Genomic DNA, 13,179 nt, shown 5'->3' with positions numbered 1-13,179 from the left:
TTTCCGGAACAGGACTAACGAATCGTCCACAAATATACCGTATCATGGCTGCCAACACGTACCGTCTTTTCGGCTTCCCAGTCACCCATGTCGAAATCATGTGATACAATGCGACTCCCAGGTTTCAATTCTTTCTGGAGCTTGGGCCTTAGCGTTAAGTTCACTGACGGTAGCAGGTACATGGTCACCACATTAGCCTCACTGAAGTCAAAGTCAAACAAATCACCCTGTACAAATTTCACCTTGTCTGCTACACCCGCCGCTTCGGCATTTGCATTGGCCTCTTTGATGCGTTGCGGGTTGAGATCTACACCCACACCAGTGGCGCCGAATTTTTGGGCGGCTGTGATGACAATTCGTCCATCACCGCATCCCAGGTCATAAACTACGTCTCCCGGCTTTACGCCGGCCAGCTCCAGCATTTTTTCCACCGTCTCTTGATTGGTAGGTACATAAGGGACATCCAACGCAGGTTCTTGAGCGTATGCACCCATGCATACGCCTAGAAAGAGGGCAATCAACCAATTTTTAATCGTGCTCATCATGTTTATTAATTAGTGATATTTATTATTTATGTATAAACAGCGTATTAGCGAGATAGCTTTAAATCAAATGATAAACATCCGACTATTCATATTGTTCAACATTCATCGCACAAAAAAGAAAAACAGTGTTCCCAATAGCAGTACCGCTACACCCACCAACGCCCCGATACCTGTGTAAGTCAAACTGGAATACAATAGGTAACTACATGACCCACAGAATATGAGGGGTGTAAACGGATAAAAAGGCACTTTAAACGGCCTTGGAATATGCGGCTTTTTTTTGCGCAATACAAACAGGGAAACACCAATAGCCAAGAAAAAGAACCAGAATACGGGTGCTGTGAAGTCAACCATGGATTGGAATCCATCACGCGTAAGAGCACCGAGGCCGATCAGGGCCAAGGCTATAACACCCTGCACGATCAATGCATTGACCGGGGCCGAAATTTTAGCATTCCATTTGCCTAATGAGGCAAATAGTTTGAAGTCACGACCCAAAGCATAATTGGTTCGAGCGCCGGTAAATATCGTGGCATTGACCGAGGTGAGCGCAGCCATCACCACCAGCACGCCGATAAGGATAACACCGGTCTCGCCCATGGTAGCGCGCATCAGATCAACGCCCACAGCCTCCGAAGCTGCCATTCGTTCAATACCCAATACATGGAGGAATGCCGCATTGATCAACAAATAGATGGCAGTGATTATCAAAATGCTCATGACCAGAACATTCACCATTTTTCGACTCCCCGCCCGCAACTCGGCGGATATGTAGCCCGCTTCATTCCATCCTCCAAATGTTAAGAGTACGAATACCATGGCCAGCCCCACAGCGGTTGTTGTTGCATCGCCGCCTACAGTAGGTAACGTTGTAAGGGTGGTAGCGGAGGGATCGAAGAAGAACCCAGTGATGACAACAAGCAGCAATCCGATAAATTGGATGGCCAGCAGTATCTTCTGCACACCAGTGCCAAATTTAACGCCGACAATGTTAACGATGGTAAGCACAGCAACGACCAATGCAGCATAGATGGCAGGGGAATATGCACCCAGGCTATATAGTTGGGAGCTGTAATCGCCTATGATGTAAGCCAGTAATGCAATGGATCCGGTCTGGATAACACTTGCCCTGGCCCATGCAAACAAGAATGCAAAACGTTTTCCAAAGGCTTGCATCAAAAAATGGTAATCCCCGCCAGTATTCGGGAAAGTCGTGGTGAGTTCGGCATAACATAGTGCCCCGATTAAGGAAACCAATCCACCGAGCAACCACACGGACAAAAATAATTCCCAGGTTCCGGTATTGGCTGCTACCAAAGAAGGTGTCCGGAAGATACCAGCCCCCACCACAATACCCACAATGATAACAATGGCATCCACCATTCGGAGTATGGGTTTCGGACTGTTTTTATCGGCCGCTCTTTCCGCTTTCATATGACGGTCATTTACGATTGGTGTACGGGGTTAAATACAAAAAGGTATTCGGTTTGTTTACAATGGCTTGTAATATTTTTGTGGTGAGCAGTCGCAGGTGGAACGTAATTGAGGTATTCGGATACCCGGGGGGCTAGCCAAAAAACTTATCGTTGAAATTCACCAGAAACAGCTCCTTGGTGGCGCGCGTACATGCGGTATAAAGCCAACGCAGAAATTCGATATCAAGTAATTCTTCGGTGAGGTAACCTTGGTCTACAAATACAGCCTGCCATTGTCCGCCCTGTGCTTTATGGCAGGTAATCGCCATAGCGAATTTGATTTGCAGTGCATTGTAGTACGGGTCGGCCTTGAGGGCGAGCAGCCGCTCTCTTTTATCGGGTATATCGGCGTAGTCTGCCATAATCGCTTCGAAAAGGCGTCGCTGATCGGCTTGGGATAGGTTTGGCGTGTCGCTATGAAGTGTATCCAGCATCACGCGGCAATCGACGGGTTCTATTTCATCGGAATCCATGAACTCCAAGCTGACGTCAGCAAAACGGAAACCATGTTGGTCGTGGACGTTGCGCACCCTGCGTACCTGCGCCATATCGCCATTGGCGATAAATCCGCTACGGTTTGAATCGGCCGAAAGCCAATGGTAATTGTTGCGTACAACCATGATGTGATCGCCGCCCGTAAGCTCTTCCTCTCGAAATAGGATCCGATTACGAATATGTTGGTTATACAGGTTGGCATTTTTATTTGAGCGGCAAATGACGATGGTGTTTTCCATTCCGTATTTTCCATAAGCGTAATGCAACCCCTCAATGAGGTGTTCACCCGTCATACGATAAATATCCGGATATCCTTTTACGATAAAGCGTGGGTAGGTTAGGGCGGCCTTTTTATCCATTGCCGACTGCATTTGCATGCGTATGGTTGTGGCATTGTGGAGAATGCCCGAGTCTTTTTCTTGCCTCACTACATCCGTAAGTTCATAGACCATTGCATGCATAGCAAAAACACGGGCAAGCCAATGGGAATCCAGGGCAGGACTCTGTTGGAGTCCCACGGGTGGGAGCTGCGCAGTATCGCCCACAAAAAGCAACCTGCAATTTTCACCATTATTTACGTATTCGATAAGATCTTCGAGCACACTTTTTCCATTCAATGTAAGCCGCTCGTTGGAAATCATCGAGGCCTCGTCGACAATGAAGAGCGTATCCGAGTGTGGGTTATTGGCCATACCAAACGCCATTTCGGGCGATAAGGCTACCTTTTTCCGATATATCTTCTTGTGTATGGTGTAGGCTTTTTTTCCAGCATAGTTGCTCATTACCTTCGCAGCTCTACCGGTAGGTGCGAGTAATACGGACCGAATCCTTACGGCGGGCAATACACTGACCAGGGTGCTGATGATGGTGGTCTTGCCGGTACCGGCGTAGCCCTTGAGGACAAAGCAACTGACTTCACCTTTGTAGTTCAGGAAATCGGCAAGCCTAGTGAATGCCTCGTGCTGCTGTCTAGTAGGCGGCAAAGGAAAGTGGCTGGAAATCAATTCAGCAATCTGCACGGCCAAAGGTACCCAAAAGTTTGCTCAAAATGATTTATTCTAAGTAAGTTTGTCGCGGCAAACGAATCATCATGATATATACATCGGTAGATTTTGACGGGCAGCAGGCAGCAGATCAGACCCTGTTGATAAGGATAGGGTTACACGAAAATGCACTGGCGGTAATTGACGATGAGCGTCGGCTGAAATTCGCTGCCACTTACCATCCAGCTCAAGTTAAACATCCAATACAGGGCATACTTGATCTTGGTTTTGAAAAGGTAAAAATAGCTGTTTCGGATAGCCGGTACACGTTCGTTCCAGCCGACGTGTTTAACGAGGCGCATATGCATACCTATCTTCGTTATCTTCCCGACGATGGCGTCGGCGAGCCGATCTTGGCGGACATTCAACCGTTGAACATCAAATTGCTTCATCAAACCAGCCAAATTGGTATGGAAGCCTTGAAGACTCGTTTCCCGCAGTTAACTACTTATCCCGCTGTCCAAACCCTGCTATGCGGAATTGTTGGTCAGGGGTTAAATTCAATTGAAGAACCTCTTCTGGTCATCGATAAACATTCGGATCGGGCGACAATCTGTTTTTTTGATGCGCGAACGCTTATTTACAGTAACGATTTTGAAATCGATCATGCAGATAGCTTGGCCTATTACCTGCTTGCCGTGCTTAATCACCTAGGTTTGGCCGATAAGCGGCCGCGGTTGTACTTATCGGGTGATATAGAAATGGGAGACACGTATTACGAACGTGCTTCGGCCTATAGCGGACAAGTTGAATTGGCAGATAGCGGATCACTTACTGGCATTGGGATACCGAGTGAATTTTTAGCCCATCAGCATCGGTTTCTTACACTTTTCGGACTCAACTTATGCGGATAATAGGTGGAAGCAACGGTGGACTGCGACTTTACCCGCCGACCACTTTACCGGTACGCCCCACAACGGACATGGCGAAAGAAGCACTGTTCAATGTATTGCAAAATCGGATTGATTTTGAGGGGATGCAGGTATTGGATCTTTTTTGCGGCACGGGCAGTATCGCTTTTGAACTGGCTTCCCGCGGCGCTGCCGGTGTAATTGCCGTAGATATTCATTTCAAATGCGTACAGTATGTCAATGCGACGGCGAAGAAATTGGAAATGGACGTCATCAAATCGATCCGCGCAGATGCATTGAAGTTCATAACGTCGTGTAAGGACGAATTTGATTTTATTTTTGTCGACCCGCCCTATGAACTGCCTCAGCTACCACAAATCCCCGATCGTATAGTTGACCATGGATTGCTGAAGCCGGGTGCATGGTTGGTTTTGGAACATGCGTCTACGCGTAAGATGGTAGCGCACCCGAATTTGATTGAAACCCGTAAATACGGGTATTCGTCCTTTTCGTTTTATCAATTTTAACGGCTGCTTATTTCAATATTACACGCTTTGCCATAGGCGGATTCAATACAAATTTGCCTATGCAATTGCAATATTTTATTTTTGAAAAAAAAGACAGCCCATGAAGATAGCGGTATTTCCCGGTTCTTTCGACCCCCTTACCAATGCACACGTCGACATCGTGGAAAGGGCCATTCAGCTTTTTGACAAGATCTATGTGGCTATTGGCACTAATACTACCAAGAAAGGGTTCTTCAATCATAAGGAACGATTATCCATCATTGAATCCGTGTTTTTTACCCACCACAGTAAAATTGAGGCCGTTCATTTCGAAGGGCTTACAGTTGATTTTTGCCGTAAAGTGCATGCGCAATACATCCTTCGTGGCATGCGCAATGCTAATGATTTTGAATTTGAAAAGGCCATTGCTTTAAATAATGCCGCACTCGCACCGGATATTGAGACCGTTTTTTTGGTGAGTAGCAGCGGACTATCACATATCTCTTCCACGATTATTCGCGAAATCATCATCAACAACGGCGACGTAAGTCAACTGGTGCCCGAAGCCGTCGTAAGCGCCATAGGTAAAAGCTCGCGATAATACATCAGAATCGTATCACACTTGTTCCAAAGGGGAGAGGGTATTCAGTATATCCGCAATCAAGGGGTAGGTGTTTTTTCTAACAATCGCGAATTTATCTTTTTCCATCCAAACGGCTTCCGTGATATCTTCCTCAAGCTGTGGTTTAAGTTTTGGTACTTTATTGACACCCATTTCATACCAGTTTGTCTTTTTAAGCACCAGTTCTCCCTTCATTACGTAAACATGGTAAGTGGTTGTGATTTTCTGACCGAGGTAATCAACTTTAATGCCACATTCCTCCGATACTTCGCGCACAGCCGCCTTTTTCATCGATTCTCCCGGATCGACTTTACCCTTCGGCAAATCCCACTTGCCGAGCCGGTGGATAAACAGGTAGTTTCCATTGCCGTTTTTCACTAGGCCACCAGATGCTTTAATTATTTTGATTCTTTTTTTAATGAGACTAAAATAGTCCTTCGGATTTTTGATTAGTATGAAATATGTGACAAATACCGTGTTGCCCTTAGACTGCCTGAAAAGTTTTTCAATGTCAAGGTATTGATGGTCAATTGATTGAATGTTGATTAGGTTTTTGGGTATGAAATCTGCCAAGACAAGGACAGCTTGGTTCATATAAATTTTATAGATTTGCGCCATGAATAATATGAATGAGGTTGCACAAAAAGTTGCTGAATCATTGTTGCAAATTAAAGCAATTAAATTACAACCCAAAAAACCTTTTACTTGGGCTTCGGGTTGGAAGTCGCCGATTTATTGCGATAATCGTGTAGCTTTGTCCCATCCTCCCATCCGAACCTATATTCGGCAGAAGCTTTCCGAATTGATACAGGAAGAGTTTGGATCGGTAGAGATGATTTCAGGTGTAGCCACAGCGGGTATCCCGCAAGGAGTTTTGGTTGCACAGGATTTGGGACTACCATTTACGTATGTGCGGAATAGTTCCAAAGACCATGGTCGGGAAAACCAAATCGAAGGTGAGGTGGTCAGTGGCCAACGTGCCGTTGTAGTGGAAGATCTTATTTCTACGGGCAAGAGTAGTTTGAAAGCGGTTCAGGCATTGCGCGATGTCGATTGCAACGTTGTCGGCCTCGTATCCATATTTACCTACGGCTTTGCAGAAGCAGAAACGAATTTTGCCGATGCCAAGTGCAGGCACCTTAGCTTATGTAGTTATGATGTGCTTTTGGAGGTTGCCGCAAAGCACAATTATATTTTGAATAGCGAAATAGAATTGTTGGAAGAGTGGCGGTCAAACCCCGCGAATTGGCAACCACATCGATAGAAACGGTTAATGAGTTCAATGACCATTATTCAGAATCAGGTTACCATCAATAGACCGGTTGCCGAGGTGTACGCATTTTTAGCCGACTGCAATAACCACGAGCAATTGATGCCGGAAAATATTTATAATTGGTCTTCTACACGTGATGAAGCCACGTTTACCATTCAAAACATGGCCAAACTTTCGCTTAGAATCGATAGTCGTATCGATAATAGTGAAGTGGTGTTCGTGCCCGCGGAAAAAGCGCCTTTCGATGTGACGCTTCGGTGGAAAGTAGCATCTGCAACCGATCATACCGCGATTGCCTTATTGATTATCGAGGCTGATCTGAATATGATGATGAAGATGATGGCGACCAAACCACTGCAAAAGTTGGTCGATAAACAGGTTGAACAATTGAAGGTGATCATGGACCGATCGTAATGGAGCGCATTAGTAATAAAAAAGCCCGACGTTAAATACATCGGGCTTTTTTATTGATTGGTCGTCGTCTATCTGGATCGAGACTTATCCTTTTAGTTGTGCCACGACAAAATCCCAGTTGACTACGTTCCACCAATTATTAATATAATCGCCGCGTTTGTTTTGATAATGAAGGTAATATGCATGCTCCCACACATCGATGCCAAGTAATGGCTTTCCTTTTAACTCGGCGTCATCCATTAACGGATTATCTTGATTGGGGGTTGAGCCGATTTTCAACGTACCGTTGTCACTGACCAACCAAGCCCATCCTGAACCGAACCTTCCGGCACCTGCAGCAGCGAATTGCTCCTTGAATTGATCGATTGATCCGAATGCGCCATTAATTGCTTCCAGCACTTCGCCTGTCGGTGCATTGCCATCTACCGGCGCCCGCATGGCTTTCCAGAAAAACGTGTGATTCCAGGCCCCGCCGCCATTGTTTCGTACGGTTGCAGATAGCTTCGAGATGTTGGCAAACAATTCCTCTGGTGTGGAGTAAGCCACCTCTTCGGCCTTTATGGCATCGTTTACTTTAGTAATATAACCGGTATGGTGCTTGGTGTAATGGATTTCCATCGTCCGCGCATCGATATAGGGTTCCAGCGCGTTGTATTCATATCCCAACGGATCTTGAGAAAACTGCAACGGGTCACCCGATGCAGTTGAGGAATCGCCGGAAGAGTCAGGTGAACTGCATCCCACCAATGCATTCAGCGGGTTGACACCCAGTGCTGTGGAAGCGACAGCCGCTGTCGAAAAACCAATGGTTGTACGTAAAAATCTCCTTCTGTTGGTAGTTGCCATAGTGGTTATGAGTTTTGATTTACAGCTTAATATACAACCAAAGGTAGAAATTTGTTTTTAAATCACATGGATTTATGGGTTTTTGTTTAGTCATTGTGACAAAAAACCTAGTCACATGCCCCATCCGGTCCGCATGATGGCCCCTTGGTCACTGTTAGGGATGCCTTTGGGTTTTCAGTGCGCCACTCGGCCACTGATTTTTCCAGTGTCTGCAGGAAAGCTTGGGGCGGCTGAGCCCCCGATATTGCATACTTGCGGTTGAACACGAAAAAAGGGACACCACGCACGCCGATATCGTTGGCTTCGCGGATATCTTTAGCTACGTCATCGGCGTACAAGTCACTATCCAGTACAGTAACAGTAGCTGCTTCATCCAGGCCGACCGCTTTCGCCAATCCGATCAATGTTTCGCGGTCGTTGATGTCCTGGCCATCGGTAAAATGCGCGCGGAACAATGCTGTTTTCAGTTCACTGCCGAGCCCCTTGGTTTGCGCAAGATGCACCAGCCGGTGTGCGTTGAAGGAATTGGCCACGATGGCCCGTTCGAAATCCAACGTTACGCCTGCCTGAGCACCTGCTTGTGCAACGCCTGCGGTCATTTGTCTCGCTTCGTCATATCCCATCCCTTTCCTTTCGGCCAAATATTGGTACGTGTTTTTATAGTCGGGATGACGTGGGATAAGCGGGTCAAGTTGAAAACTTTTCCATTCTACATCAATCACCTCAGCTTCACTGAATTGTTCCAGTGCCATCTCAAGGTGTTGTTTGCCGATATAACAAAACGGACACATGATGTCCGACCAAACTTCTATTTTCATGGTTTATAGATTTTAAAGCATTTTAATATGCGCTAGCCTTATCCAATAGGACCACCTGTTCGGTAGTCAAGTCCAAGTTCGCCGCCGCAATAAGGTCATCGAGCTGCTGCTCGCTTGTGGCGCTGGCGATGGGGGCTGTGACGTACGGCTTGCTCAGTTGCCAAGCCAAGGCCACCTGTGCGGGACTAGCCATCGACTCCCCGGCTACTTGATCCAATGCGTCCAAAATACGGAGTCCCCGTGCGTCTAGGTATTTTTTCACACCACCACCTCTTGGGCTTTGGCCCAAGTCTCCCTCATTTCGGTATTTGCCACTTAGAAATCCACTAGCTAGAGCGTAGTACGTAATGACTCCCAGTCCCTCAGCTTGCACAAGCGATAAGTATTCGGCTTCGAACAGTTGCCGGTCGTATAGGTTATAAAGGGGTTGAAGACTGGCATATCCTTCAAAACCGTTGGCCGCGGCGAATCGATTGGATTCGGTAATACGGTCTGCCGGGAGATTGGATGCACCGATATAACGGACCTTGCCGCTTTTAATCAGTACATTGAAAGCCTCGATGGTTTCATCAACAGGTGTTTCAGGATCATCATAGTGTGATTGATACAAATCAATGTAATCCGTTCCCAGCCGCTTTAAAGAAGCTTCTACCGCTTCATGAATATAGCTTGCGCTTAGCCCTTTTCTTCCCGCCCCCATTTCGCCACCCAGTTTAGTAGCGATGATCAGTTCATCCCGTTTTCCATGTTCCTTCAACCATTGACCGATGATGGTCTCGGATTCACCGCCCTGATTTCCGGGTACCCATGTAGAATACGTATCTGCGGTATCGATAAAATTAAAACCTGCATCCGTGAATGCGTCCAGCATACGGAAGGACTGTTGCTTGTCCAATGTCCAGCCGAAGACATTACCACCGAATGCGATAGGCGAAACATGTAAATCGCTTTTTCCTAAAATTCTTTTATTTGTCGTCATCTATAGTATTACAGTTGTGAACTACTTTGGTTTAAGCGATTTGTGAAAAGAACGCTGTTTTGGGTATGCGTACCTTCTTTTGGTTTACCAGCCAATCGTTTTCTGCGTCGCGATATCCGAGGGGGAGGAGTGTAACGCTTTTAAGCCCCTGTTGCGGCAATCCAAGTAATTCGTCGAGCGCCGCATTGTCAAAACCTTCCATGGGAGTAGCGTCAACCCGCAATTCGGCTGCCGCGGCAATCGCCAAACCAAAGGCGATATATGCCTGCCGGGCTGCATGCTCGAAGTTGACCTGCGCCGGGCGACTTAAGTACAATCCTTTGAGGCGGTTGCTATAGTCTTCGAAGGTACTGACCGGAACACCGCGTTCCGACGCGGTATATGCAAACACGTTGTCGATTCGTTCTGCTGTGTAATTATCCCATGCAGCAAATACCAATAAATGCGAACCGTCAATAATCTGGCTTTGATTGAAGGCAATCGGCTGGATTTTGGCTTTCAATTCGGAATTCGTAATCACAAGGATCTTAAACGGCTGAAGCCCGGAAGAGGTCGGAGCCAGTTGGGCGGCTTCCAATATACGGTCGACTTTCTCTTGGGGAACTGGTTCCCCGTTCATTTTTTTTGTGGCGTAGCGCCATTTCAACGTTTCAAGTAATTGCATGTTGATATGAAGATATTTGATATTAAAATATACGATTTGAGATACGCTTTCAACCCATCAGCGCTTTGATAAAGCCGGCAGTAGCATCCTCCAGAATCCGTTTGGCTGTCTGTGGATCGCCGGGACCAGAGATCATCCCCATCGCAATCAGCCCGTGAAGAATCGACCAGAATGTCATCGCTTTTAAATGCACATCGGTATCCGGCTGTTTGCTCGCTTGTATCGCTGCTTCAATAGTTTCGTGGAAAACGTTGCTGACCTCAAGAATTTCACGTGTTTCCCGCACCATCTCACACGTAGGAATACCCAAGCCATACATGATCTGATAATGTTTAGGGTGTTCCTGTGCAAATGCCCAATAGGTATTGGATAACGCCATCAATTGATCGGTGGGGCTATCGCACGCTGTTTTGGCCTTCAGGAGTCGGTTGGCCAGCAAGGCATATCCTTCTTGCGAAAATGCACTTCGGATCGCTTCTTTGCTTTCGAAATGCTTATAAACAACAGGTGTGCTGTATTCAATAGCATCAGCAATCCGACGAATGGAAAGGGCTTCCCAGCCTTCTTCCTCAATGATTTGCCAAGACTGCGCTAATATCGCAGTGCGAACCTGTTCCAATTGCCGGTGCTTACGTTCAGATATTCCCATCAGTAACACTGTGTACAAAAGTTAACACTGTCAGCAAAAGTAACAACATCAACTCGACTTTGGAAGGCAATCGATGAAAAACGACAATGGGATGACGGAAAGTAGTTTGCTATTTCTTGCGGCGGAACAACAAGTGACCAAACAGCATCAAGAGCGAACAGCCTGTCCCCACAATGGCCACGCCCGTCCAACCCATAGACTGCCAAGCCAGGGCAGCAGTGAAAGTGCCGAGCGAGCCGCCAATGAAATAACTGGTCATGTAAATGGTATTTACGCGGTTCGTCGCTTCGGGATGGCGCGCAAAAATGATGGTTTGATTGGTTAGGTGGATGGCTTGTAACGCCATGTCGATAAACAATACACCGATAATCAACGCCACGTAGCTGGTCGTTCCGGGCCCGCCCAGCAAAAGCCACGAAAACAGCGAAACGACACTCATGATTATGATGACACGGTTTTTTTTAAGCCGATCAATCCGTTTACCTAGAACGGCTGGCGCGACAGCACCGGTGACCCCCAAAATCCCAAATGCGCCGGCTATCCCACTTCCGGCATGGAAGGGTGGCCCTTCCAGATGAAACACCAACGTCGTCCAGAATGCGGCGAATGTAGCAAAACTACATGCACCTCGCCAAGAAGCCAGCCGCAACTCACGATCTGACCGAAAGTAATGGACAAGCGATCGCATCAATGCCCCATAACGGCCAGTAAAAGCGGGAGCGACCTCAGGCAATTGCCGGATAAGGAGCATCCAATACGCGAACATCACAACAGCACCGCCGAAAAATACGTGGCGCCAACCTAGGTACTCGCCAGCCACACCGCTGATGATACGCGAAGCGAGGACGCCAATCAGCAAACCACTCATGACCAAGCCAATGGAATAACTTTTCTTGTCGGTTGTAGCTAACGTAGCAGCCATCGGAACGAATAGCTGCGGTATCACGCAACTTAGCCCGATCAGGAAGCTCGCCGCGGCCAGCCAAGTTAATGAGTAACTGAATGTCGCCAACAGCAGTGAAAGTGGAATAAACGGAAAAATCGTCAATACCAACCGCCGGCGGTAGAACATGTCAGCCAGTGGGACAATAAAAAACAATCCAGTCGCATAGCCGATTTGCGTCAACATAGCCACAATACCTACTTCGCTTTCTGAAACCTTAAAATCACGGGCGATTAGGCCCAACAAGGGCTGATTGTAGTAGTTATTGGCCACGACGAGTCCGGCGCCGATGGTCATTAACCACAATGTTTGTTTACTCAGGCCACTGCCGGACGGAGTGGGTTGCCGGTTGAAAAGCATTAGGCGCGAACCTCGAAAGCTTCCAGTTTGGGGAAGCGGATTAAACCATGGAAGAATGCTGTAACGCGTTGCTTATTCATGAGGTATCACGTAAAGAGATGCAAAGGTATTTAAATTTTTCTGGCCTGCCATAGGGTTGTCACCCACAGTTCCTTTCTTTGTTTGCATAAATAACAATCATAAAAAATGGATATCATTAAAGAACTTTTGACCGAAATGGAAGATGAAGCGGCAATTACCCGTAAAATGCTCGCCCTTGTACCCGAAGACCGGTTTGACTGGTCTCCACACCCAAAAAGCATGACGCTGAAACAGCTGGCTACACATGTCGCCGAAATCCCATCTTGGGTCGTAATGGCTGTTGATCAGGATGAGTTGGATTTTAACGCCGGCAGCTATCAACCGGCTCCATTAAGCAGCAACGCAGGTTTATTGACATTGTTTGACAAGTCTTATGAAACCGGGCGGGCGGCGCTGGATCGGTTGCCCGCTACCATGCTGGATACCCCATGGATCATGCGGGGAGGCGAAGTCGTTTACCTAAATACAACGAAATACGGTATGGTTAGGCATGCCTTTGCCCAAACGATACATCACCGGGCACAATTGGGCGTATTTCTACGTTTGCTGGATATTCCGATTCCGGGAAGCTATGGGCCAAGCGCTGATGAGATGGGGGGATAATGGGAAAGAAAT

General features: G+C 47.1%; 16 protein-coding genes. 6 read left to right on the top strand and 10 right to left on the bottom strand.

Annotated elements, in window-relative coordinates; all coding sequences use genetic code 11:
- Positions 1–14: 14 nt before the first annotated feature.
- The 3 genes from IEV98_RS18735 to IEV98_RS18725 form a co-directional block, all read right to left on the bottom strand.
- On the bottom strand, positions 15–545 hold the full coding sequence (locus tag IEV98_RS18735) for an SAM-dependent methyltransferase (RefSeq protein ID WP_229738846.1): 531 nt from the start codon (positions 543–545) through the stop codon (positions 15–17).
- A gap of 102 nt (positions 546–647) precedes the next feature.
- On the bottom strand, positions 648–1,979 hold the full coding sequence (locus IEV98_RS18730) for an APC family permease (RefSeq protein WP_188507557.1): 1,332 nt from the start codon (positions 1,977–1,979) through the stop codon (positions 648–650).
- 133 nt (positions 1,980–2,112) lie between these two features.
- Positions 2,113–3,534 carry an ATP-dependent DNA helicase gene (locus IEV98_RS18725; protein WP_188507656.1) on the bottom strand — a complete coding sequence of 474 codons (1,422 nt, stop codon included), beginning with the start codon at positions 3,532–3,534 and terminating at the stop codon, positions 2,113–2,115.
- A 71-nt stretch (positions 3,535–3,605) separates the two neighbouring features.
- Here IEV98_RS18725 and IEV98_RS18720 point away from each other — a divergent pair, with 71 nt between their 5' ends.
- The 3 genes from IEV98_RS18720 to coaD all read left to right on the top strand — a co-directional run bounded on the left by IEV98_RS18720 (position 3,606) and on the right by coaD (position 5,516).
- The gene (locus tag IEV98_RS18720; RefSeq protein ID WP_188507556.1) at positions 3,606–4,412 is read left to right on the top strand and encodes a DUF3822 family protein; all 807 of its coding nucleotides are present in this window, start codon (positions 3,606–3,608) and stop codon (positions 4,410–4,412) included.
- Entirely contained in the window at positions 4,403–4,936 is a 534-nt protein-coding gene (locus IEV98_RS18715; RefSeq protein ID WP_188507555.1) for an RsmD family RNA methyltransferase, read from the top strand. The genes IEV98_RS18720 and IEV98_RS18715 overlap by 10 nt, the downstream gene beginning before the upstream one ends.
- A 100-nt stretch (positions 4,937–5,036) precedes the next feature.
- Entirely contained in the window at positions 5,037–5,516 is a 480-nt protein-coding gene (coaD, locus tag IEV98_RS18710) for a pantetheine-phosphate adenylyltransferase (protein WP_188507554.1), read from the top strand.
- A 15-nt stretch (positions 5,517–5,531) separates the two neighbouring features.
- Here coaD and IEV98_RS18705 read toward each other — a convergent pair whose 3' ends face one another.
- Positions 5,532–6,230, bottom strand: coding sequence for an NUDIX hydrolase (locus IEV98_RS18705; protein WP_229738845.1), 699 nt, complete (start codon positions 6,228–6,230; stop codon positions 5,532–5,534).
- On the opposite strand from IEV98_RS18705, the gene pyrE reads away from it, so the two are divergent.
- On the top strand, positions 6,154–6,801 hold the full coding sequence (pyrE, locus tag IEV98_RS18700; RefSeq protein ID WP_188507552.1) for an orotate phosphoribosyltransferase: 648 nt from the start codon (positions 6,154–6,156) through the stop codon (positions 6,799–6,801). The two genes, IEV98_RS18705 and pyrE, sit on opposite strands and share 77 nt — an antisense overlap.
- Before the next feature lie 18 nt (positions 6,802–6,819).
- The gene (locus tag IEV98_RS18695; protein WP_188507655.1) at positions 6,820–7,224 is read left to right on the top strand and encodes an SRPBCC family protein; all 405 of its coding nucleotides are present in this window, start codon (positions 6,820–6,822) and stop codon (positions 7,222–7,224) included.
- An 84-nt stretch (positions 7,225–7,308) separates the two neighbouring features.
- On the opposite strand, the gene IEV98_RS18690 is transcribed toward IEV98_RS18695, so the two are convergent.
- The 6 genes from IEV98_RS18690 to IEV98_RS18665 all read right to left on the bottom strand — a co-directional run bounded on the left by IEV98_RS18690 (position 7,309) and on the right by IEV98_RS18665 (position 12,420).
- On the bottom strand, positions 7,309–8,070 hold the full coding sequence (locus tag IEV98_RS18690) for a superoxide dismutase (RefSeq protein ID WP_188507551.1): 762 nt from the start codon (positions 8,068–8,070) through the stop codon (positions 7,309–7,311).
- Between the two features lie 107 nt (positions 8,071–8,177).
- Complete coding sequence (locus IEV98_RS18685; protein ID WP_188507550.1) at positions 8,178–8,888, bottom strand: DsbA family oxidoreductase; 711 nt, start codon at positions 8,886–8,888, stop codon at positions 8,178–8,180.
- 22 nt (positions 8,889–8,910) lie between these two features.
- A complete protein-coding gene (locus IEV98_RS18680; RefSeq protein WP_188507549.1) occupies positions 8,911–9,867 on the bottom strand; it encodes an aldo/keto reductase in 957 nt (318 codons plus the stop codon).
- 31 nt (positions 9,868–9,898) lie between these two features.
- Positions 9,899–10,531, bottom strand: coding sequence for a nitroreductase family protein (locus IEV98_RS18675; RefSeq protein ID WP_188507548.1), 633 nt, complete (start codon positions 10,529–10,531; stop codon positions 9,899–9,901).
- Positions 10,532–10,580: 49 nt separating this feature from the next.
- The gene (locus IEV98_RS18670; protein WP_188507547.1) at positions 10,581–11,180 is read right to left on the bottom strand and encodes a TetR/AcrR family transcriptional regulator; all 600 of its coding nucleotides are present in this window, start codon (positions 11,178–11,180) and stop codon (positions 10,581–10,583) included.
- A gap of 109 nt (positions 11,181–11,289) precedes the next feature.
- Entirely contained in the window at positions 11,290–12,420 is a 1,131-nt protein-coding gene (locus tag IEV98_RS18665; RefSeq protein WP_229738844.1) for an MFS transporter, read from the bottom strand.
- A 249-nt stretch (positions 12,421–12,669) separates the two neighbouring features.
- Here IEV98_RS18665 and IEV98_RS18660 point away from each other — a divergent pair, with 249 nt between their 5' ends.
- Positions 12,670–13,167: a DinB family protein gene (locus IEV98_RS18660; protein WP_188507545.1), complete on the top strand. Its 498-nt coding sequence runs from the start codon at positions 12,670–12,672 to the stop codon at positions 13,165–13,167.
- Positions 13,168–13,179: the final 12 nt, after the last annotated feature.

The organism is Parapedobacter pyrenivorans (genome assembly GCF_014636865.1).
GTDB lineage: Bacteria > Bacteroidota > Bacteroidia > Sphingobacteriales > Sphingobacteriaceae > Parapedobacter > Parapedobacter pyrenivorans.
The sequence above is the reverse complement of the archived record's forward strand: the minus strand, read 5'-3'. Positions and strand labels throughout refer to the sequence as shown.

Bases quoted from the DNA above. Each gene is read 5' to 3' on its own strand.
- IEV98_RS18665 (WP_229738844.1), bottom strand. From the start codon at position 12,420: ATGACCATCGGCGCCGGACTCGTCGTGGCCAATAACTACTACAATCAG.
- IEV98_RS18690 (WP_188507551.1), bottom strand. From the start codon at position 8,070: ATGGCAACTACCAACAGAAGGAGATTTTTACGTACAACCATTGGTTTT.
- IEV98_RS18730 (WP_188507557.1), bottom strand. From the start codon at position 1,979: ATGAAAGCGGAAAGAGCGGCCGATAAAAACAGTCCGAAACCCATACTC.
- IEV98_RS18675 (WP_188507548.1), bottom strand. From the start codon at position 10,531: ATGCAATTACTTGAAACGTTGAAATGGCGCTACGCCACAAAAAAAATG.
- IEV98_RS18695 (WP_188507655.1), top strand. From the start codon at position 6,820: ATGACCATTATTCAGAATCAGGTTACCATCAATAGACCGGTTGCCGAG.
- IEV98_RS18720 (WP_188507556.1), top strand. From the start codon at position 3,606: ATGATATATACATCGGTAGATTTTGACGGGCAGCAGGCAGCAGATCAG.
- coaD (WP_188507554.1), top strand. From the start codon at position 5,037: ATGAAGATAGCGGTATTTCCCGGTTCTTTCGACCCCCTTACCAATGCA.
- IEV98_RS18660 (WP_188507545.1), top strand. From the start codon at position 12,670: ATGGATATCATTAAAGAACTTTTGACCGAAATGGAAGATGAAGCGGCA.
- IEV98_RS18715 (WP_188507555.1), top strand. From the start codon at position 4,403: ATGCGGATAATAGGTGGAAGCAACGGTGGACTGCGACTTTACCCGCCG.
- IEV98_RS18685 (WP_188507550.1), bottom strand. From the start codon at position 8,888: ATGAAAATAGAAGTTTGGTCGGACATCATGTGTCCGTTTTGTTATATC.
- IEV98_RS18670 (WP_188507547.1), bottom strand. From the start codon at position 11,180: ATGGGAATATCTGAACGTAAGCACCGGCAATTGGAACAGGTTCGCACT.
- pyrE (WP_188507552.1), top strand. From the start codon at position 6,154: ATGAATAATATGAATGAGGTTGCACAAAAAGTTGCTGAATCATTGTTG.
- IEV98_RS18680 (WP_188507549.1), bottom strand. From the start codon at position 9,867: ATGACGACAAATAAAAGAATTTTAGGAAAAAGCGATTTACATGTTTCG.
- IEV98_RS18735 (WP_229738846.1), bottom strand. From the start codon at position 545: ATGATGAGCACGATTAAAAATTGGTTGATTGCCCTCTTTCTAGGCGTA.